Here is a 19,264-nt window from a genome sequence, read left to right as displayed (position 1 = left end):
AGGCGGGCGAGGGGCTGACGGGAGGGCGTGGGACGAGGGCTGACGGGAGGGTGGGACGAGGGCTGACGGAGGGCGGGCGGGGACCGACGCAGGGCGCGCGGAGGCGGAGGGTTCAGTCCGCGGCGAGGGCCGTGTCGCGCAGTGCGCGCAGGCGGTGCAACTGGCCGCCGTCCGCGAACCGGTCGTGGAGCAGCCGGTACTCGGCGAACAGGGCGTCGTAGGCGTCGGCCCGCGCGGCGTCGGGGCGGTGGACATCGCGGCGGACCCGTCCCATGGCGGCGGTCGCGGTGCGCACGTCGGGGTGGGCGCCCGCGGCGACGGCGGCGTGGATGGCCGAACCGAGGGCGGGCCCCTGCCGGGAGGCGGCCACCGAGACCGGGCGGCGCAGCACGTCCGCGTAGATCCGCATCAGCAGCTCGTTCCTGGCGAGCCCGCCGGCGACGACGAACTCGCGGACCGGCACGCCGCCGCTCTCCAGGGTCTCGACGATCAGCCGGGTGCCGAAGGCGGTGGCCTCCAGCATGGCGCGGTACAGGTCCTCGGGACGGGTGGCGAGGGTGAGTCCCACGACCACTCCGGAGAGGTGGTGGTCGACCAGGACGGAGCGGTTGCCGTTCAGCCAGTCCAGCGCCACCAGGCCGTGCGCGCCCACCGGTTGGGCGGCGGCCCGGCGGGTCAGCAGTTCGTGCAGGTCCTCGCCCCGCTCGGCGGCCTCCGCGTAGTACTCGCGCGGCACGCCCTGGCGCAGCACCCAGGCGAAGATGTCGCCGACCGCGCTCTGGCCGGCCTCGTAGCCGTAGGCGCCCTCCACGATGCCGCCGTCCACCACGCCGCAGACGCCCGGGATCTCCGCCAGCACCGACGCGTTGACGACGTGGCAGGTCGAGGTGCCCATGATGGCCAGCAGCGTCCCCTCCTCGACCGCCTGGGCCGCCGCCGCGGTGACATGGGCGTCGACGTTGCCGGCGGCCACCGCGATGCCGGGCCGCAGCCCGGTCCACGCCGCGGCCTCCTCGGTGAGGGACCCCACCCGTGAGCCCAGCGGGGAGAGCGGGAACTCCAGCCTGGTCCGGGCGAAGTCGGCGAACGCCGGGTTCAGGGCCGCCAGGTACTCCTCGTCCGGGTAGCGGCCGTCCTGGTGGATGCCCTTGTAGCCGGCCGTGCAGGTGTTGCGGGACTCCTCGCCGGTCAGCTGCCAGACGATCCAGTCGGCCGCCTCGATCCACCGGGCACACGCCGCGTAGACCTCGGGATCCTCCTCGAGGACCTGGAGCGCCTTGGCGAACTGCCACTCCGCGGAGATCTTCCCGCCGTACCGGCCGATCCACGGCTCGCCCCGCTCGTGGGCCAGCGCGTTGATCCGGTCGGCCTGCGGCTGGGCGGCGTGGTGCTTCCACAACTTGGGCCAGGCGTGCGGACGTCCGGAGAGCGAGGTGCGGGCGAGGGGGGTCCCGTCGGCCAGCGTCGGCAGGACCGTGCAGGCCGTGAAGTCGGTGGCGACACCGACGACCGCGCCGGGGTCGATCCCGGCCGCCGCCACCGCGGCGGGCACCGCCTCCCGCAGGACGTCGACCCAGTCCTCGGGATGCTGCAGCGCCCAGTCCGGCGGCAACGGGGCGTCCGTGCCGGGCAGACGTTCCTCGATCACGCCGTGCCGGTACTCGTGGACGGCCGAGGCGAGTTCCTCGCCGTCCCGCACCCGCACCACCACGGCACGGCCCGACAGCGTGCCGAAGTCGATCCCGACGGTGCAGGGTTCGGCGCCGCGGGGGAGACCGGCGGGGGCGGAGAGGGACACGGGGCGGGAGGCGGAGGTCACGGAGGTGCCTTTCGGACGGTCTTGCAGCGGCGACGGGCCGTGGAGGCCCGTGAGGCGGCGACGGTGGCGGACACCGCAGTGTTAGCGCTCACAATCACTCGGCGCAAGAGGTGTGCGCCCAGCGGGCTGTGGTGCGACGGGGCGCAGGTGGCGAGCCGACGGTCGCCGGTCGGTGACGGCTTGTAACGGAAAGATAACCTGCGCAAGGGGATTGAAGACCTGTCTTGTTAGCGCTCACAATGCGACGGCGCGCCCCCTCCACGAGGGAGGCCGCCCTTCGCGCGGCCGGTGCTCGGTCGCATCCACGGCACCTCCGTGCACCCGAAAGGACACTCCCATGGCCCGCAAAGCCGCTCTCGCGCTCAGCACGGTCCTGCTCCTCGCCTCCTCCGCTTTGACGGCCTGCTCCACGCAGGCCCCCGAGTCGCAGAAGCCCGGCGCCGGCGGCGACGACGGCACGATCACGCTCGGCTTCGCCCAGGTCGGCGCCGAGAGCGGATGGCGGACCGCCAACACCAAGTCGATCCAGGAATCGGCGAAGAAGGCCGGCATCACCCTGAAGTTCTCCGACGCCCAGCAGAAGCAGGAGAACCAGATCAAGGCCATCCGCGGCTTCATCCAGCAGAAGGTCGACGTGATCGCCTTCTCGCCGGTGGTCGAGTCCGGGTGGGACACCGTGCTCAAGGAGGCCAAGGACGCCGGGATCCCGGTGATCCTCACCGACCGCGCCGTCGACAGCAAGGACACCTCGCTCTACAAGACCTTCCTCGGCTCGGACTTCGTCAAGGAGGGCAGGTCGGCCGGTGAGTGGCTCACCAAGGAGTTCGCCGACGACCAGGGCCCGGTCAACGTCGTCGAGCTCCAGGGCACCACCGGTTCCGCGCCCGCCAACGACCGCAAGGCCGGCTTCGCCGAAGTCGTCGAGGGCGACGACAAGTTCAAGATCATCGCCTCCCAGACCGGCGACTTCACCCGCGCCAAAGGCAAGGAGGTCATGCAGGCCTTCCTCAAGTCCCACAAGGACATCGACGTCCTCTACGCGCACAACGACGACATGGCGCTCGGCGCGATCCAGGCCATCGAGGAGGCCGGCCGGAAGCCCGGCGAGGAGATCAAGGTCATCTCCGTCGACGGCATCAAGGACGCCTTCGTCGCCATGACCGAAGGCAAGATCAACGTCGTCGTCGAGTGCAACCCGCTCCTCGGCGACCAGCTCATGGACCTCACCAAGAAGGTCGCCGCGGGCGAGGAGGTGCCGCCCCGGGTCGAGGTCGAGGAGGGCGTCTTCACCCAGGACCAGGCGGCCGAGGCCCTGCCCACCCGCAAGTACTGAGGCGTCGCACGGCGCCGGGGGAGGCACGCGCCACCGCCTCCCCCGGCGCTCCGTCTCCAGAGTGAGAGGAGGGGCGGATGGCAGCCCCGTCCACCCCGCGGAGCCCGGCCGCCGACCGGCCGCAACCGGTCCTCGAGGCCACCGGCATCCGCAAGCAGTTCCCGGGCGTCCTCGCCCTGGACGGGGTCGCCCTGCGGCTCCTGCCCGGCGAGGTCCACGCCCTGATGGGCGAGAACGGCGCCGGCAAGTCCACCCTGATCAAGGTCCTCACCGGCGTCCACCCGGCCGACGAGGGCACCCTGCTCGTCGACGGCCGGCCCCGGACGTTCTCCGACCCCCTCCAGGCGCAGCAGGCGGGCATCAGCACCGTCTACCAGGAGGTCAACCTCTGCCCGAACCTCTCCGTGGCGGAGAACATCCTCATCGGACGCGAGCCCCGCAGGTTCGGCCTGGTCCACTGGTCGGCGCTCGAACGGCGCGCGGCCGAACTCCTCACCGAGCTCGACCTCGACCTCGACGTCTCCGCCCCGCTCGGCGCCCACTCGCTCGCCGTCCAGCAACTGGTCGCCATCGTCCGGGCCGTCGACGTCTCCGCCAAGGTGCTGGTCCTCGACGAACCCACCTCCAGCCTCGACCGCGAGGAGGTCGCCCAGCTCTTCACCCTGGTCCGCCGCCTGCGGGACCGCGGCGTGGCCATCCTCTTCGTCACCCACTTCCTGGACCAGGTCTTCGACCTCTGCGACCGCGTCACCGTGCTCCGCAACGGACGCCTCGTGGGGGAGTACGCCGTCGAGGAGCTCACCCCGGTCACGCTGGTGCAGCGCATGATCGGCGGCGAACTCGCCACCCTCGACGAACTCTCCGAGCAGGCCCACGAGGAGGCCGCCGAACGCGCCACCGGCGAACCGCTCCTGCGCGCCCGCGGCCTCGGGCGCAAGGGATCCGTCGAACCCTACGACCTGGACGTCCACCCCGGCGAGGTCATCGGCCTCGCCGGACTCCTCGGGTCGGGACGCACCGAGGCCGCCCGGCTGCTGTTCGGCGCCGACAGCGCCGACGCCGGCCAGGTGACCGTCGACGGCGAGACGGTCGGCCTCCGCACCCCGCGCCACGCCATCGCCCGCGGCATCGCCTTCTGCTCGGAGAACCGCAAGGCGGAAGGGGTGTTCGCCGAACTGACGGTCCGCGAGAACCTCGTCCTCGCCCTCCAGGCCGCACGCGGCTGGACCCGCCCCCTCTCCCGCGCCCGCCAGGACGAACTCACCCGGCGCTGGATCGACGCCCTCGACATCCGCCCCGCCGACCCCGAGGCCCAGCTCCGCAACCTCAGCGGCGGCAACCAGCAGAAGGTCCTGCTCGCCCGCTGGCTCCTCACCGAACCACGGCTGCTGATCCTCGACGAGCCCACCCGCGGCATCGACGTCGGAGCCAAGGCCGAGATCCAGAAGCTGGTCGCACGCCTCGCCGCCGACGGCACCGCCGTCCTCTTCATCTCCGCCGAACTCGAAGAGGTGCTGCGCCTCAGCCACCGCGTCGCGGTCCTCCGCGACCACCGCATGGTGGCCACCCTCGTCAACGACGACAGCGTCACCCCCGACCGCATTCTGGCCACCATCGCCACCGGAGCGGACTCATGACCCACCGGACCCCCAAGGCCCCGGCGTCCGGCGCCCCGCCGCGGCCCGGCCTCCTCAGGCGGCTCGCCGGCCACCGGCTGCTGTGGCCCGCGCTCGTCCTGATCGCCCTGTTGCTGGGCAACCTGGCCTTCACCTCCGACTTCCTCTCGATCCGCCTGCAGGACGGACACCTGTACGGCAGCCTCATCGACATCCTGCAGTTCGGCGCGCCGCTGACCCTGGTCGCCCTCGGGATGACCATGGTGATCGCCACCCGGGGCATCGACCTGTCGGTCGGTTCCACCGTCGCCATCGCCGGCGCGCTCGCCTGCGAGCACATCGCGACCTCCGACGACCCCACCGGCGCCGGCACCGCGCTGACCGCCGTGGCCGTCGCGCTGGCGGTGGCGGTCGCCCTCGGCCTCTGTAACGGGCTGCTCGTCGCCCGGCTGGGTGTGCAGCCCATCGTCGCCACCCTCATCCTCATGGTCGCCGGCCGAGGAGTGGCCCAGCTGATCACCGACGGCCAGATCATCACGGTCAGCAACGACGCCTACCACCTGATCGGCGGCGGCTACTGGCTCACGCTCCCCTTCGCCGTCCTGCTGGCCGCCGCCGTCGTCGCGCTCACCGCCGTCGTCACCCGCAGGAGCGCCCTCGGCCTGCTCATCGAGTCCGTCGGAGGCAACCCCGCGGCGGGCCGCCTCGTCGGCATCCGCGCGGCCGGCCTGCTCACCCTGGTCTACGTCTTCAGCGCCCTCTGCGCCGCCGTCGCCGGCCTGATGATCAGCTCCAACGTGAACGCCGCCGACGGCAACAACGCCGGTCTGTGGATCGAACTCGACGCCATCCTGGCCGTCGTGATCGGCGGAACCGCCCTCACCGGGGGCCGCTTCTCCCTCGGCGGCACGGTCCTGGGCGCGCTGATCATCCAGACCCTCTCCACCACCGTCTACACCCTCGGCGTCCCGCCCGAGACCACCCTCGTCTTCAAGGCCTTCGTGGTCATCGCCGTCTGCCTGGTGCAGTCGCCGGTCTTCCGGGCCAAGGTGTCCCGCGGGCACAAGGCGCCGTCCCCCCGCACCGACACCACGGCGGCCCCCGCCGGCGAGCACCAGGAGGCCCGCGCATGAGCACCGGCACCGCGAACGCCGCCGCGCGGCTCACCCGCCCGTTCGGCCTCGCCGGCTCCCGGCGCGCCGGAAGCCGCGTCCCCCTCCTCGTCACGGCGGTCCTGCTGCTGGCGATGTTCACCGTGGGGTCGCTGCGCTACGAGGGCTTCTTCTCCGCGCAGGTGGTCCTCAACCTGCTGATCGACAACGCCTTCCTGCTGGTGGTGGCGGTCGGGGCGACCTTCGTGATCCTCACCGGCGGCATCGACCTGTCCGTCGGCTCCATGGTCGCCCTCTCCACGATGATCACCGCCTCGCTGGTCGAGCACCACGGATGGTCGCTCGGCGCCGTGATCCCCCTCGTGCTGGCGATCGGCGCGACCGGGGGAGCGCTGATGGGATGGATCATCCACACCTTCGAGATCCAGCCGTTCATCGTCACCCTGGCCGGCATGTTCCTCGCCCGCGGCCTCTGCTACACGATCAGCACCGAGTCCATCACCATCGACGACCCCACCACGGCCGGCATCGCCCAGGCACGCCTCTACGGCGCGGGAGGCCTCTTCGTCTCCGTCTCCGTGGTCATCGCCCTGGTCGTCCTGCTCGCCGCCTTCGTGGTGCTCCACCACACCCGGTTCGGCCGCGGTGTGTACGCGCTGGGCGGCAACGAGGCGTCCGCACGGCTGATGGGCCTCCCGGTCGGCCCGACCAAGGTCGCCGTCTACGCGATCAGCGGCCTCTGCTCCGCGCTGGGGGGCGTCCTGATGACCTTCTACATGCTGTCGGGCTACGCCCTGCACGCCATGGGCATGGAGCTGGACGCCATCGCCGCCACCGTCATCGGCGGCACCCTGCTCACCGGCGGCTCCGGCTTCGTCCTGGGCACCGCCCTCGGCGTCCTCGTCCTCGGCATGATCCAGACGGTCATCAACTTCCAGGGCACGCTCAGCTCCTGGTGGACCCGGATCGTCATCGGGGGCCTGCTGCTGGTCTTCATCGTCCTGCAGCGCCTCATGACCGGGCGCCGCGCCGCCGACTGAGGCACGGCCGCCTCCCCGGCCGGCCTCACGCCGCGCGGCCCGCACCCACCGCGGGCCGCGCGGCACTCGCGCGCCGGCCGGCGCCGTTCAGTCCGGCGCGGCGCGGTTCTACGCCGTTCGGTCCGGCGCCGCTCAGTGCAATGCCGTTCGGTGCAACGCCGTTCAGTCCGACGCCCTTCTGCCGGCCGTGGCCGCGCGCCGACGCGCCGTGCTGGCGCGGACGATCAGCTCGGGGGCGAGCGTCAGGTGGGTCGTCCCCCCGGCCGTGCCCTCGATGTGCTCCAGCAGCAGGCCGATGCTGCTGCGCCCGAGCGAGGCGAAGTCCTGCCGGACCGTCGTCAGCGGCGGCGGGAAGAACTCCGCCTCCGGGATGTCGTCGAACCCGGCCACCGCCACGTCCGCCGGCGTGTCCAGCCCCGCCTCGCGGAACGCCCGCAGCACCCCGAGCGCCATCTGGTCGTTGGCGACGAACACCGCGGTGAGGGCGCCTCCCTGGGCGGGCGACGCCAGCACCCGGCCGGCCAGTTGCTGGCCCGCCTGGTAACCCGACAGCGGACTCCAGTCGCCCCGCAGCAGCGGAGGAACCTCCGCCCCGGCGTCCCGGAGCGCCGCCTCCCACCCGGCCGTCCGGGCCTCGCTCTCCAGCCAGTCCTCGGGCCCCGCCACGTGCCAGACGGTGGAGTGACCGGCCGTCAGCAGGTGCTCGGTCACCATCCGCGCCCCGAGGTGCTGGTCCAGCGCGACGCCGGGAAGGTCGAGGTCGTGACCGCCCTCCACGGTGACCACCGGGCACGGCGCCTCGAGCGCCGCCAGCGCCCGCACCGCGTCGCGCCAGGGGGTGATGGCGACTATCCCCTCCACGCCCCACCCCACCAGCTGCTGCACCGCCTCGTTCAACGCCTCCTCGGTGGCCGCCCGGAGCGTCACGGCGGTGGTCAGGTATCCCCGCTCCCGTGCCGCCTCCTGCACACCGGCCAGCGTGCTGGCGGGCCCGTGCAGCGTGGTGTTCACCGCGATGACCCCCAGCGTGTGCGTGCGCCGCGTCGCGAGCGCGCGGGCCGCCGAGTTGCGGCGGTAGCCCAGCTTCTCGACGACCTCCGTCACCGCGGCGCGGGTCCTGGCGCTGACGTTCGGGTGGCCGCTGAGCACACGCGAGACGGTCTGGTGCGACACGCCGGCGACCCGGGCGACGTCCGCCATGGTCGGCGCCTTGGAGCCGTCCGGTACCTGGATCAATCTCTTTCCTTCCTCGACTGCGGTTCGCCCGGGGGCGCCGTCCCGCGCCGGCGGCGCCCGGAGTGCGAACCGGCCCGCAGGCCACCGTGCGAACGCTGCGCGCGAACGCGTCGTGCGAGGGCGTCGTGCGAGCGCTCACATCATGATCTCAGCCAACCACGACCTCGTCCGCCCCAACTTCGTCCTCACCCTTGAGTCCACGACATGTTAGCGCTCACAATTCGGGGGCCACCCATATCGGCGCAGGGTTCCGTGTGATCGGGGAATCGCACCCGGAACTCTCCGCCGCCCCCTAAGGACGGTGAGAGCCCAGTGCACGAGACTCCCCTCACGACCCTGCGCCGCGAGGTCCTGGCGGCCAACCTCCGGATACCCGAGGCCGGCCTGGCGACCCTGACCTGGGGGAACGTCAGCGGCGTCGACCGGGAGGCGGGTGTCTTCGTCATCAAGCCCTCGGGGGTCTCCTACGCCGACCTCACCGAGGAGGACCTGGTCGTGGTGTCGCTGGACGACGGCCGGGTCGTCGAGGGGCGTCTCAGGCCGTCCACCGACACCGAGACCCACCGGTGCCTCTACCGGGCGTTCCCCTTCATCGGCGGGGTCACCCACACGCACTCCACCCACGCCGTCGCCTTCGCCCAGGCCCGCCTGCCCATCCCGGTCCTGGGCACCACCCATGCCGACACCTTCAACGGGCCCGTGCCCGTCACCGAGGACCTCACGCCCGAACAGTGCGCCGTGGACTACGAGTACAACACCGGCCAGGTGATCGTCTCGATGCTCGGCGACGACCCCCGGCGGGCCGAGGAGGTCCCCGGCGCCCTGGTCTCCCGCCACGGCCCCTTCACCTGGGGGCCGACGGCCACCGCGTCCCTGGAGAACGCGGTCGTCTGCGAGGCCGTCGCGGAGATGGCCCTCCACACCCTCGCCCTGGGCGCCCGCCTCGGCGCCGCCCCGGAACCCCCGCGCCACCTGCTGGAACGCCACTACACCCGCAAGCACGGCCCCGGCGCCTACTACGGCAACCCGGCGGCCACGCCCGCCGTCGGAGCCGCGCAGCCGTCATCCGCCGGGTGAGGCGCCCATCGTCCGTGTCCGTTCCCCGTCGTCCCCCGCCCTCCCCGATGCAGCACCACGTCCGCCGCCGGACGCAGCCCGGCGGCGGCGAGGGCGTCCCCGAGGCCGATGCGCGGGGCCGCTCCGCCGCGGGGCCGCCCCGGCGCGGCCCCGCGCCGGACGCCCCGTCACGCACCGGAGCCCCACGGACCGTCCGGGACCAGTGCCCCGAGCTCGGACAGCAGGCTTGGCGGCTGACCGGCTCCGCCAGGGACTCCAGCTCCGACCACGCGACCCAGGCGTGCGCCTCCAGGGCGACCTGCTCGTCCGGCATCAGCCCGGACCGCACGAGCGCCGGTCGCTCCGCGGTGAACCGCGCGAGGAAGAAGTGCTCGGTCCCCGTGTACCGCCTGCCGTTCCACCGCACGTCACGCTCGACCGGCACCGACCGGTCGGCCACGGCCCCCGCGTCGAGCCCCGTCTCCTCGGTCGGTTCCCGCCGCGCCGCCGCCAAGGGGGTCTCGCCGGGATCGATCCCGCCGCCGGGCGGCTCCCACAACCGGGCGCCGTCGAACGGGTCGCGCCACCGCAGCAGCAGCACGCGGTGAGCGGCGTCCAAGCAGACGATCCGTGCGGCGGGCCGGTGCGTCGTATCCATCCTTGAGATCACTTCGCTCCCTCACATGCGCAGAAGCGCCGTCACGGCGACCGCGGCGGCCAGGGACACCGGCAGCGGGGCCCGGCACCGGGCGAGCACCGGCACGACCACGAGCCCGGCGAGCAGGGTGAGGTCCACCGTGCTCCAGCGAGGCCCCAGAACGTCCACCACGACGAATCCGGCGAGCAGCGCCGGGGCGGTCAGGGCGATCACCGCCCGCGTCCGCGCAGGCAGCGCGCGCCCGCCGAAGAGGGCGGGGCCGAACGCCTTGCAGGCGAAGCTGAGAACGGCGACGGCGCCGATGGCGAGCCACAGAGTCATCGTGCGCCTCCGTCGTCGGAGGGGACGGGCCGTCCGGGCGGGTCCGGTTCCCCGGCCGGTTCGGGCGGCCGGACGACCGTCCGGCCGGTCCGCCGGGCCAGGGCCACGAGCGCCGCCAGTGCCGCGCCGACGAGGGCGGGGCCCGTGGGCAGGAAGGCGACGAGACCGGCCGCGATCAGCGCGCCCAGAAACGCCGGCAGCCGGTTGCTCCGTTCCCGGCGCACCTCCTCGTACAGGAGCGCCACGAAGAGCGCCGGTGTCAGCACGTCAAGTCCCAGCCGGTGCAGGAGGCCGGGGTCGGGGGACACCGCGACCCCGAGCGCCGTCCCGGCCACCCAGGCCGGCCACTGGACCGCGGTGGCCCCGAAGAGCAGGTACCGGTCGAACCGGCCGCCGCCGCGGTGGGCGGCCGCCCACGACCCGTCGACCACCGCCTGGCCCTCCAGGGCACGCCGCAACCGGCCGCCCCGCAGGTCACCGGCCACGGCGATGCCCATCGGCACGAAGCGACCGTTGATCAGCGCCGCCGAGGTCACGGCGCCCACGAGGCCGCCGCCCGCACCGAGGGTCGCCAGCAGGGCGAACTGGGCCGAGCCCGAGAAGACGACCATCGAGCAGACCACCGGCGCGAGCCGACCCCACCCCTGCGAGGCGCTGACCGCGCCGAAACTGACGGCGAGAAGGAAGGCGGCGGCCGCCAGCCCCGCTCCCGTGCGTAACCCGGAGACGAAACTCGCGCGCGGTGAAGCGGCGGCGTGCGCCGCCCGAGGACTGTCCATGGAGTCAAGCTAACAGCCGTAATCCCTTTTGACTGTTAGATGGTGGACTACGATGCGGGCGTGACGCATCAGCAGCCGGCCGCCCTCCCGACTTCCGCCCCCCGGCCCGCCACCGCCCCCGGCGGCCTCCACGGGCCCGGTGTGTCCCTGGTGGGCGGACACCCGGTGCTCGACTTCGCCAACACCGTCGCCTGGCGTCTGGACCCCGCGCGCACGGTTGACCGCGTCCAGGGGGCGCAGGCGTGGGCGCGTTGGGCGGTCGCCGCCGGCCTGTTCGGCTCCGACCGCGCGGAGGCCGTGCTCCGCGCCGCCGCGGCGGCGCCCGCGCGCGCCGAGACCGCGACCGCGGCACTCGTGGACCTGCGCGACACCCTCCTGCCGGTCCTGGACGCCCTCGTGGACGACGCGGAACCCCCAGCCGCGGAGTGGGAGACCCTGCGGCAGGTCCTGACCCGGGTCCGTCGGGCTTGTGCCCCGGCCCCTTCCTTCCCGCTGCGCTGGAAGCCCGACCTCGACACCCTGGACGCCCTCGACGGCCTCCGGCACGAGTTGGCGCTGCGGGCGGAGGCCCTCCTCGGCGGAGACGGCCTGGACCGGGTGCGGCGGTGCGAAGGCGCCGGCTGCGGCTGGTTCTTCCTCGACCGCTCACGCAACGGCACCCGGCGCTGGTGCAGCGCCGGAGACTGCGGCAACCGGGACCGGGCCCGACGCCACTACGCCCGAACCCGGCAGAGCGGCTGACCGTCCGGAAGAGAAGGAGCCGGAAGCGAATCGTCACCGCTCACAAGGCCCACACCGCCAACGCCGGGCACGTACCGCCGCTCCTGCGGCATCCCGACGGGCGCACGGAGACGGTGGACCTGCCGCCGGGGCTGCTCCTCGGCATCGACAGCGACCACGCCTACCGCCCGCACAAGCTGTCCCTGATGGATCCCGCCGACCTGGACCGGACGACGGAGGGCCTGCTGCGACACGCCCACGCCTCAGGGCCCCGGTACGACGACATCGCCCTGCTGCTGATCCGCTCCGACGCGTGAGGAGCGGCCCGTAGTGCGGCACAAGCGGTGCGGGCCGCCGCGGGGCAGGCCTCGCGGCCGGGTCGGGTCACGGGCGGTAGACCAGTTCCAGGAGGAAGGCCGCGATGAGGAGCCAGGCGCCCGCGCCGAGCAGCCACATGCTGCCCAGCGCCAGCCCGAGGGCACTGGCCAGGGAGGCGCCGGCGAAGAGCGCGACCGAACAACGGCGTACGCGGTGGTCGAACGGCAGACGTCCGTCGTGTCGGCTCATGGTCGCACTGTAGGGGCGCGTACGGCAGGTCGGCCGTTGCCGGGGGAAGTCCTGACGACACCCTGACGCACGCGCCGTGGGGCCCGGCGGCGACACCCACCACGACAAGGCGCTCCGTCCGCCCGGCTTCCGTCTGCTCGCCTCCGTCCGCCCGGCCTCCGCCACAACGGCTGATCGACCGCCCCGCGGAGCGGCCGGACCACCGGGCGTCCGCGGAGGAGGCGGACGCCCGGTGGTCCGGGCAGGGCGGCGGCGGACCTACTCGGCCGGCGCCCGTTCGGCCGGCGGCGCCGCGGCGTCGGCCGCCGGCGCCTTCGCCGGGCCCTTCCTGGCCAGGGCGCTGGGCCACCACGCCCGCTCCCCGACGTCGATCACCAGCGCCGGCACCAGCAGCGACCGGACCACGAGCGTGTCCAGCAGTACACCGAAGGCGACGATGAAGGCGATCTGCACCAGGAAGGCCAGCGGGATCACCATCAGGGCCGCGAACGTCGCGGCGAGCACCACACCCGCCGAGGTGATCACCCCGCCGGTGGTGGTCAGGCCGCGGAGCACGCCCTGCCGGTTGCCGTGGACGAGCGCCTCCTCCCTCACCCGGGACATCAGGAAGATGTTGTAGTCGACGCCCAGCGCGACCAGGAACACGAAGCCGTACAGCGGAACCGACGCGTCCGTGCCGCTGAAGCCCAGCAGGTTCTCGAAGACGAGCGCGGAGACCCCGAGCGTGGCCAGGAAGTTCAGCCCGACCGTCGCCACCAGCAGCACCGGCACCAGCAGGGAGCGCAGCAGCGCCATCAGGATCAGCAGGATGACGGCGAGCACGATCGGCACGATGACCGCCCGGTCCCGGGCCGCGGTCTCCTGGGTGTCGTACTGCTGTGCCGTGTACCCACCGACCAGCGCGTCGGCGCCGGGGACGGCGTGGACCCGCTCCCGCAGGCGCTCGACGGTCGCCTTGGCCGCGTCGCTGTCGGCGGAGGCCTCCAGGGTGGCGTCGATGCGCACCCGTCCGTCCACCACGAGCGGCCGGCCCGCGCCGGGGCGTCCGGAGGCGGAGACGGCGTCGGCGTCCGCCACACCGTCGGTGTCCCGGGCGGCGGCCGTCACCTCGGCCGTGCGGTCGGCGTCGGCGATGATCACGGCCGGGTTGCCGGAGCCGCCGGGGAAGTGCTCACCGAGCGTGCGCTGCGCGGCGACCGAGGGCGCGTCGTTGACGAAGATCTCGTCGAGCGGCACGCCCCGGGAGGACAGGGAAGGCGCGAAGGCGGCGCAGGCGGTCAGGACGAGCGCCGTCACCACCCAGGTCCGGCGCGGCCGGCCGTCCACCGTCCTGGCGATCCGGCGCCACACGCCACTGCCCTCGGCGCTCTCCTCCGGCGGCTTCGGCCTGGACGGCCAGTACGCGGTGCGGCCCGCCAGCGCCAGCGCGGCCGGCAGGAAGGTCAGCGTCGTGAGCACGGCACAGGCGATGCCGATGGCGCCGACCGGTCCCAGCGCGCGGTTGTTGGTGAGGTCGCTCGCGAGCAGCGCCAGCAGGCCGAGCGCCACGGTCGCGGCGCTGGCGGTGATCGCCCCGAACGAGCGGCGTACCGCGGCGGCCGCGGCCGCGAAGCGGTCGCCGCGCAGGGCGAGTTCCTCGCGGAACCGCGCGGCCAGCAGCAGGGCGTAGTCGGTGGCGGCGCCGATCACCAGGATGGACAGGATGCCCTGCACCTGCCCGTCGACCCGGAGCAGGTCCCGGTCGGCCAGCGCGTACACCACGGCACACGCGACGCCCAGGGCGAAGACCGACCCCAGGATGATCAGGAACGGCAGCAGCACGCTGCGGTAGACCAGCAGCAGGATCAGCAGCACGGCGCCCAGCGCCACACCCAGCAGCAGTCCGTCGATGCCCGCGAAGGCGTCCGACAGGTCGGCCTGACTGGCCGCGGGACCGGCGATCTGCGCCGTGGTGCCGGGCACGCCGTCGGCCGCCTTGTCGATCGCGGCGAGGACGGCCGGCAGCTCGTCCTCCAGGTCGGGCGCCAACTGGACGACGGCCTGCATCGCCTCGCGGTCCTCGGAGAGCAGCGCGGGGGAGGGGCGCTCCACGATCCCGGGCCGGCCGGCGAGGGCGGCGACCGCGCGGGTGGCCTCGGCCTGCAGGTCCTCCGACAGCCGCTCCCCGTCCGCGGTCCAGACCACGATGGCCGGCACGCTCTCGGACCGGTCGAAGGCCGCGCCGGCGTCCAGGACGCGGGTGGACTCGGCGCTACGGGGCAGGAAGGAGGCCTGGTCGTTGGTGGCCACCTCGCCCAGCTTGCCGGCGTACGGGCCGAGCGCGCCGCCCACCCCCAGCCAGACGAGCAGCAGGACGAGCGGGACGAGCCAGCGGGCCCGTCGTGGTGCGGTACTCATGCGAATCCCATCGTGCGTGGAGGAAGTAACTCGATCATAAAGTATCTCAATCATCGAGAGGTACTAAGCTGGGGGGATGAGCGGTTCCGGTGTGCCCCTTGCGTCTCTTCCGGCGGACGACCCCACCGGGTTGCAGGCGTTCGCCGTTTTGTTGCGCCGGATGAACAGCGAGTTCAACCGCATCGTCCAGGAGTTCGCGCAGGCGCACGGCCTGCACCTCACCGACATGCAGGCGCTGATCGCCATCCTGGACGCCGACGCGGACCCCGAGGAGGAGTCCGGTCCCATGACGCCCGGGCGGCTGCGCAAGCAGCTCAACCTCACGTCCGGCGCGGTCACCGCCTGCCTCGACCGGCTGGAGCGGGCCGGACACATCCGCCGGGTCCGGGACGCCGGCGACCGCCGCGTGGTCCACCTGCACTACGCGGCGGCGGCCCGTGGCCTCGCCATGGACTACTTCCGGCCACTGGCCAGGAGCACCGATGCCGCCCGGAGCCGCTTCAGCACCGAGGAGCTGACGGTCGTCGTCCGCTTCCTGGCCGAGATGAACGCCGAACTCGCCCGGCTGCGCCGCGACCCACCGTGAGCGGCGCCCGCCGGGGGCCGCGTACGGGGTGATCGGGCCGGGGAGGGCTCTTCGCGCTCAGCCGAGCCAGTGGTACGGCAGCCGGAGGATGTCCGCCACACGGGAGGCGACCGCCTCGGCGTGCCGGGGGACACCCTCGCCCGCGATGCCCCGCGCCAGGTGCAGATGGAGCGACTGCAGGGTGGCGAAGGTGTTGAACGCCCAGACCGGTACGGGACCCGGCCCGCCGCCCTCGAAGGCCCTGGCGACCACGTCCAGCCATCCGACGGACTGCTCCCGCGTCAGCCCGGGGCCCGTGAGGATCCGCGTGACCGCCCGGGCGAGACGCGCGTCCTCCAACTGCCCGTAGCGGTACGGGACGTCCGGCGCCGTCATGCGCCGGGCGCACAACTCGAGCAGATCCGGGCGGAGTCGGGGCAGCACCTCGGCGAACGCGGCGGCGGCGTCCGCGCCGTGCGCCACGGCGTGGAGCCACCCCAGCGCCTCGTCCCATCCGCGGGTGTCCGCCTCCGCCGGGTACCAGGCCGAGAACGACCCGTACCAGCGCGTGACCGCCGCCGTGGTCACCAGGCCCGGCTCCGCGGCCTCCCGGGACAGGACCAGGGAGAGGGTCAGCGGCGCGAACGTCCTGGCCTGCACCTCGGGATGCGCGAACCGGCCGGCGGCCGAGTCGCCCAACTCCTCGAGCACCTCGTCGAAATGCCCTTCCCTGATCCAGCGCGAGGCCGCCGCGTAGGCACGGTCGTCGCGGACCACCGGATCGGGCGAGGCCAGCATGACCGACACCTCGGCGGCCAGCCGGGCCGCCGGAACCCCGGCGGGCCGGCGGAAACCGTCCGCCGCGAGCGACGGCCAGTCGACGAGGTCACCAGTCATGCCGCCAGACTCCCACACCCCGGTCCCGCAGCGATGATCGGGTTTCCGGCCGGAAATCACTTCCGGTGCCGGTCCCTCCTGCACGATGATCGGGTACGCGCCCCCGCCCCGTTCCCTCCTCCTCCGACCTGACCGGGAAGTCCCACCCGTGCCCGACTCGCCCAGCGTTCCCGCCGTCGAGATGACGGACCTCACCCAGCGGTTCGGCACCTCGCTCGCCGTCGACCGGCTCAGCCTGACCATTCCGGCGGGCATGTTCTACGGCATCGTCGGCCCCAACGGCGCGGGAAAGACGACCACCTTGACGGCCGTGTGCGGACTCCGGCAGCCCACCTCGGGACGGATCAGGATCGCGGGGCACGACCTGGCCACCGACCGCGAAGCCGCCCTGGCCCAACTCGGCGTGATGATGGACGGGTTGTCCCTGCCCGAGCGGCTGACCGCCACCGAGGTCCTGCGCTACAGCGCCGGCCTGCGGGGGCTCGACGACGGCTGGCGTACCCGGGCGGCCGACCTGCTGGAGATCCTGGGGCTGGACGCGGTCCCGCGCACGCTGATCGTGGAGTACTCGACCGGCATGCGCAAGAAGATCAACCTGGCGCTCGCCCTGCTGCACCGGCCCCGCGTCCTGGTCCTGGACGAGCCCTTCGAAGCCATCGACCCGGTGTCCGCGCACTCCATCGAGCACGTGCTGCGGCAGTACGTCGAAGGCGGCGGCACCGTGGTGCTCTCCAGCCACATCATGGACTTCGTCGAGCGCAACTGCCGCCGGGTCGCCGTGGTGGCCGGCGGTCGCGTCCTGGTCGAGGGGACGGTCGAGGACGTGGCCGCCGGCACGACCCTCAACCGGCGCTTCGTGGAACTGGTGGGCGCCGACCCGGTCCGCGCGCTGGAGTGGCTGGCGTGACGCGGACGCTGCTCGCGCTGAGGCTGCGCCTCCTCCGCAACGGCCCGCACGACGAACGCGGCTTCGGCCTGGTCGGCGGGCTGGCCCTGGCCGCCCTGGTCGTCGCGGCCGCCTGGGCCTCGGCGCGCGGGACGCTCCACGAGGGCTGGATCGCGGTCGCGCTCACCGTGTGGGGCGGCATGTGGCTCTTCGGGCCCCTCGTCCAGCCCCGCCACGACCCCTCGTTCGTCCCGCTGGCGTGGCTGCGCGGGTATCCGGTCCGGCCGTGGCAGCTCGCCCGCTCCCTGTCGTGGACCGAACCGCTCGGCGTCGGCACCGTCATCACCCTGGTCTGCCTGGCCTCCTTGCCGGTCCTCGCCGCACCGGGCGGACCGGCCGCCACGGCGATCACCGTCACGGCCGTCCTGGCCCAGCTCTACTTCCTCCTCTGGGCCGGCAGGACCGTGGCGGTGCTGACCGCCGGCCTGCTGCAGACCCGGGCCGGAATCACGCTGGCGGCGGTCCAGACGGCCGCCATGCTCGCCGTGTCGTTCGCCGGATGGGTGCCGGTCGCCGCCTGGCTGCTCCCTCGCCTCGGCGACGGCCGGACCACCTTCGTCGCACCGTCCCTCGACGTGGCGCCCGGGCCGGTGGTCGACGTCCTGGCCGCCCTGCCCACCGGCTGGGGGTACCGCGCGGCCCTCGCCGCCCGCGACGGACTCGGGCCGGGCGCGGTCCTCCCGCCGCTGGCCGGCCTGCTGGTCTGCGGCCTGCTGCTGCACCTCGCCTGGATCGCCCTCACGGCGGTCGCCCTGCGCAGACCGCCGCGCCGGGCGACCCCGTCCCGGCCCACCGCCCCCGGCCAGGGCCGGCCCCTGCCCCTGGCCACTCCCCAGGTGTCCGCGGTCGTCGCCCGGGAGCTCGCCACCTGGTTCCGCGACCCGGCGCGCGGCGTGGAACTGCGCAGCGCCTGGCTGACACCGCTGCTGATGGCCCTCATCGTCGGGGCGACGGGCTGGCACTGGGCACTGCCGCTGGCGGGTCCCGCACTGGCGGTGTTCGGAGCCATGGTGGCGATCAACACCTATGCCCTGGACGGCACCGCCCTGTGGCAACTCCTCGTCACGCCGGGCGCGTCGAGGGCCGACGTGCGCGGGCGGACGGTCGCGTGGGGGCTGCTGTTCGGGGTGCCGTCGGTCGTGCTCGCGGGCGTCCTGTGGGCCGTGACCGGCTCGCCGCTGGGGAACGCCGCGGTGTTCGGGGCGGTCGCCGCCGCGGCGGTGGGGAGCGTGGGTGCGCCGCTGCTGGCCGTGGTGATGCCCGCCGTGGGCACCGACGCGCGCGCCCGTGTGTATCCGGGCCAGCGTGCGGGCGACCCGACCGGGGGCCAGATGACGATCTTCCCCGCGGTGCTGCTGGCCGCGGTGCTCCCCGGCGCCGTGGGGGCCGCCGCCGGAGCGTGGTGGGCGACCGTCCTCGCCGGTCTCCTCCTGGCCCTGGCGGCGCTGTCCTCGGCCCCCGCCCTCACCGGGCGCCTGCTGGACCGGCGCGGCCCCGGGCTGCTGAACGCCATGGTGCTGGGCGAAGCGGGCTCGTCACGCGGACCGTCCGGGCGCGCCGCACGGCAGCACGGCGGCTGACCGCGGGCCCTCAGTCGCCCAGCATCCCGGCGAACAGCTCCCTGAGGTCCTTCCGCAGCGCGTCCTGGTCCGGCGGGTCCGCGTGGTACGAGCCCGCGGCGCAGGAGAACATCACACCGTCCGCCCAGGCCACCAGCGACAGCGCGTGCCGGGCGGGCTCCGGAGAACCCAGCCCCGCGACCAGGGCGGTCGCCGTCTCCCGGAAGCGGGCGCCGGCCGCGTCGAAGTAGGCACGCAGCTCAGGGCGGCGCGTCGCCTCCAGGGCGAGTTCGTAGCGGGCGACCAGCAGGTCACGGTTGCCGGTCAGGGAGCGGTGCACCGCGAGCGCCAAGGCGTCGACCAGCCGCTCCCTGCCGCCCCGCGGATCCGGCATCTCGTCGACGGCCAGGACCCCGGCCTCCCGCTCGGCCAGCCGGCGGACCGCCAGCTCCAGCAGTGCCAGCCGGGTGCGGGCGACGTTCGAGGTGGAACCGTGCGGAAGGCCGGCGGTCTCGTCCACCGCCCGGTGCGTCAGCCCTCGCATGCCGCGCTCGGCCAGCAGGGCGAGCGCGGTGTCGGCGACGACCAGGGCACGGGACATCGGTGCGGGCATGCCACCAACCTACCGGTCTCACTACTCCTG

At 73.8% G+C, this 19,264-nt stretch carries 18 protein-coding genes and 1 pseudogene; 10 read left to right on the top strand and 9 right to left on the bottom strand.

Annotated features, from left to right (window positions below; all coding sequences use genetic code 11):
• Nucleotides 1–112 precede the first annotated feature (112 nt).
• Nucleotides 113–1,819, bottom strand: coding sequence for a ribulokinase (gene araB, locus ABZ836_RS09895; protein WP_361141057.1), 1,707 nt, complete (start codon nucleotides 1,817–1,819; stop codon nucleotides 113–115).
• A gap of 337 nt (nucleotides 1,820–2,156) precedes the next feature.
• On the opposite strand from araB, the gene ABZ836_RS09890 reads away from it, so the two are divergent.
• The 4 genes from ABZ836_RS09890 to yjfF all read left to right on the top strand — a co-directional run bounded on the left by ABZ836_RS09890 (nucleotide 2,157) and on the right by yjfF (nucleotide 6,920).
• Nucleotides 2,157–3,152, top strand: a complete 996-nt coding sequence (locus tag ABZ836_RS09890) for an ABC transporter substrate-binding protein (RefSeq protein ID WP_361141055.1) — start codon at nucleotides 2,157–2,159, stop codon at nucleotides 3,150–3,152.
• Nucleotides 3,153–3,229: 77 nt separating this feature from the next.
• Nucleotides 3,230–4,789 carry a sugar ABC transporter ATP-binding protein gene (locus ABZ836_RS09885; protein WP_356132820.1) on the top strand — a complete coding sequence of 520 codons (1,560 nt, stop codon included), beginning with the start codon at nucleotides 3,230–3,232 and terminating at the stop codon, nucleotides 4,787–4,789.
• Nucleotides 4,786–5,901 (top strand): ABC transporter permease, encoded by a 1,116-nt coding sequence (locus ABZ836_RS09880; RefSeq protein WP_361141053.1) that lies wholly within the window; start codon nucleotides 4,786–4,788, stop codon nucleotides 5,899–5,901. Before ABZ836_RS09885 ends, ABZ836_RS09880 begins: the two co-directional genes overlap by 4 nt.
• Nucleotides 5,898–6,920 (top strand): galactofuranose ABC transporter, permease protein YjfF, encoded by a 1,023-nt coding sequence (gene yjfF / locus ABZ836_RS09875; protein WP_356132816.1) that lies wholly within the window; start codon nucleotides 5,898–5,900, stop codon nucleotides 6,918–6,920. Before ABZ836_RS09880 ends, yjfF begins: the two co-directional genes overlap by 4 nt.
• Before the next feature lie 162 nt (nucleotides 6,921–7,082).
• Here the strand turns inward: yjfF and ABZ836_RS09870 are convergent, their stop codons facing one another.
• Nucleotides 7,083–8,156, bottom strand: a complete 1,074-nt coding sequence (locus ABZ836_RS09870) for a LacI family DNA-binding transcriptional regulator (protein ID WP_361141050.1) — start codon at nucleotides 8,154–8,156, stop codon at nucleotides 7,083–7,085.
• 312 nt (nucleotides 8,157–8,468) lie between these two features.
• Here ABZ836_RS09870 and araD point away from each other — a divergent pair, with 312 nt between their 5' ends.
• Complete coding sequence (gene araD, locus ABZ836_RS09865; protein ID WP_356132814.1) at nucleotides 8,469–9,233, top strand: L-ribulose-5-phosphate 4-epimerase AraD; 765 nt, start codon at nucleotides 8,469–8,471, stop codon at nucleotides 9,231–9,233.
• Nucleotides 9,234–9,543: 310 nt separating this feature from the next.
• Here the strand turns inward: araD and ABZ836_RS09860 are convergent.
• The 3 genes and pseudogenes from ABZ836_RS09860 to ABZ836_RS09850 form a co-directional block, all read right to left on the bottom strand.
• Nucleotides 9,544–9,870, bottom strand: a pseudogene (locus ABZ836_RS09860) (NUDIX domain-containing protein); the annotation flags it as partial.
• Nucleotides 9,871–9,891: 21 nt separating this feature from the next.
• Entirely contained in the window at nucleotides 9,892–10,191 is a 300-nt protein-coding gene (locus ABZ836_RS09855; RefSeq protein ID WP_356132810.1) for an AzlD domain-containing protein, read from the bottom strand.
• Nucleotides 10,188–10,970 carry an AzlC family ABC transporter permease gene (locus ABZ836_RS09850; RefSeq protein ID WP_356132808.1) on the bottom strand — a complete coding sequence of 261 codons (783 nt, stop codon included), beginning with the start codon at nucleotides 10,968–10,970 and terminating at the stop codon, nucleotides 10,188–10,190. Before ABZ836_RS09850 ends, ABZ836_RS09855 begins: the two co-directional genes overlap by 4 nt.
• Before the next feature lie 60 nt (nucleotides 10,971–11,030).
• Between ABZ836_RS09850 and ABZ836_RS09845 the strand changes: the two genes are divergently transcribed.
• Complete coding sequence (locus ABZ836_RS09845; protein ID WP_361141047.1) at nucleotides 11,031–11,711, top strand: CGNR zinc finger domain-containing protein; 681 nt, start codon at nucleotides 11,031–11,033, stop codon at nucleotides 11,709–11,711.
• Nucleotides 11,639–12,007 (top strand): SpoIIE family protein phosphatase, encoded by a 369-nt coding sequence (locus ABZ836_RS09840; protein ID WP_356132804.1) that lies wholly within the window; start codon nucleotides 11,639–11,641, stop codon nucleotides 12,005–12,007. The genes ABZ836_RS09845 and ABZ836_RS09840 overlap by 73 nt, the downstream gene beginning before the upstream one ends.
• A gap of 67 nt (nucleotides 12,008–12,074) precedes the next feature.
• Here the strand turns inward: ABZ836_RS09840 and ABZ836_RS09835 are convergent, their stop codons facing one another.
• On the bottom strand, nucleotides 12,075–12,257 hold the full coding sequence (locus ABZ836_RS09835) for a hypothetical protein (RefSeq protein WP_356132802.1): 183 nt from the start codon (nucleotides 12,255–12,257) through the stop codon (nucleotides 12,075–12,077).
• A gap of 258 nt (nucleotides 12,258–12,515) precedes the next feature.
• Nucleotides 12,516–14,654, bottom strand: a complete 2,139-nt coding sequence (locus ABZ836_RS09830) for an MMPL family transporter (RefSeq protein ID WP_361141044.1) — start codon at nucleotides 14,652–14,654, stop codon at nucleotides 12,516–12,518.
• A gap of 160 nt (nucleotides 14,655–14,814) precedes the next feature.
• On the opposite strand from ABZ836_RS09830, the gene ABZ836_RS09825 reads away from it, so the two are divergent.
• The gene (locus ABZ836_RS09825) at nucleotides 14,815–15,240 is read left to right on the top strand and encodes a MarR family transcriptional regulator (RefSeq protein ID WP_361141042.1); all 426 of its coding nucleotides are present in this window, start codon (nucleotides 14,815–14,817) and stop codon (nucleotides 15,238–15,240) included.
• A 57-nt stretch (nucleotides 15,241–15,297) separates the two neighbouring features.
• Here ABZ836_RS09825 and ABZ836_RS09820 read toward each other — a convergent pair whose 3' ends face one another.
• The gene (locus ABZ836_RS09820; RefSeq protein ID WP_361141040.1) at nucleotides 15,298–16,116 is read right to left on the bottom strand and encodes a DUF2785 domain-containing protein; all 819 of its coding nucleotides are present in this window, start codon (nucleotides 16,114–16,116) and stop codon (nucleotides 15,298–15,300) included.
• A 148-nt stretch (nucleotides 16,117–16,264) separates the two neighbouring features.
• Here ABZ836_RS09820 and ABZ836_RS09815 point away from each other — a divergent pair, with 148 nt between their 5' ends.
• Complete coding sequence (locus ABZ836_RS09815) at nucleotides 16,265–17,023, top strand: ABC transporter ATP-binding protein (protein WP_361141038.1); 759 nt, start codon at nucleotides 16,265–16,267, stop codon at nucleotides 17,021–17,023.
• A complete protein-coding gene (locus ABZ836_RS09810; protein ID WP_361141036.1) occupies nucleotides 17,020–18,642 on the top strand; it encodes a hypothetical protein in 1,623 nt (540 codons plus the stop codon). Before ABZ836_RS09815 ends, ABZ836_RS09810 begins: the two co-directional genes overlap by 4 nt.
• Before the next feature lie 10 nt (nucleotides 18,643–18,652).
• Here the strand turns inward: ABZ836_RS09810 and ABZ836_RS09805 are convergent, their stop codons facing one another.
• The gene (locus ABZ836_RS09805; protein WP_356132790.1) at nucleotides 18,653–19,234 is read right to left on the bottom strand and encodes a TetR/AcrR family transcriptional regulator; all 582 of its coding nucleotides are present in this window, start codon (nucleotides 19,232–19,234) and stop codon (nucleotides 18,653–18,655) included.
• Nucleotides 19,235–19,264 lie beyond the last annotated feature (30 nt).

This window comes from Streptomyces sp. NPDC047130, assembly GCF_040643475.1.
Lineage (GTDB): Bacteria > Actinomycetota > Actinomycetes > Streptomycetales > Streptomycetaceae > Streptomyces.
The sequence above is the reverse complement of the archived record's forward strand: the minus strand, read 5'-3'. Positions and strand labels throughout refer to the sequence as shown.

Coding starts and splice junctions, on each gene's coding strand:
- ABZ836_RS09890 (WP_361141055.1), top strand. CDS start 2,157: ATGGCCCGCAAAGCCGCTCTCGCGCTCAGCACGGTCCTGCTCCTCGCC.
- ABZ836_RS09885 (WP_356132820.1), top strand. CDS start 3,230: ATGGCAGCCCCGTCCACCCCGCGGAGCCCGGCCGCCGACCGGCCGCAA.
- ABZ836_RS09880 (WP_361141053.1), top strand. CDS start 4,786: ATGACCCACCGGACCCCCAAGGCCCCGGCGTCCGGCGCCCCGCCGCGG.
- yjfF (WP_356132816.1), top strand. CDS start 5,898: ATGAGCACCGGCACCGCGAACGCCGCCGCGCGGCTCACCCGCCCGTTC.
- ABZ836_RS09855 (WP_356132810.1), bottom strand. CDS start 10,191: ATGACTCTGTGGCTCGCCATCGGCGCCGTCGCCGTTCTCAGCTTCGCC.
- ABZ836_RS09850 (WP_356132808.1), bottom strand. CDS start 10,970: ATGGACAGTCCTCGGGCGGCGCACGCCGCCGCTTCACCGCGCGCGAGT.
- ABZ836_RS09835 (WP_356132802.1), bottom strand. CDS start 12,257: ATGAGCCGACACGACGGACGTCTGCCGTTCGACCACCGCGTACGCCGT.
- ABZ836_RS09830 (WP_361141044.1), bottom strand. CDS start 14,654: ATGAGTACCGCACCACGACGGGCCCGCTGGCTCGTCCCGCTCGTCCTG.
- ABZ836_RS09825 (WP_361141042.1), top strand. CDS start 14,815: ATGAACAGCGAGTTCAACCGCATCGTCCAGGAGTTCGCGCAGGCGCAC.
- ABZ836_RS09820 (WP_361141040.1), bottom strand. CDS start 16,116: ATGACTGGTGACCTCGTCGACTGGCCGTCGCTCGCGGCGGACGGTTTC.
- ABZ836_RS09805 (WP_356132790.1), bottom strand. CDS start 19,234: ATGCCCGCACCGATGTCCCGTGCCCTGGTCGTCGCCGACACCGCGCTC.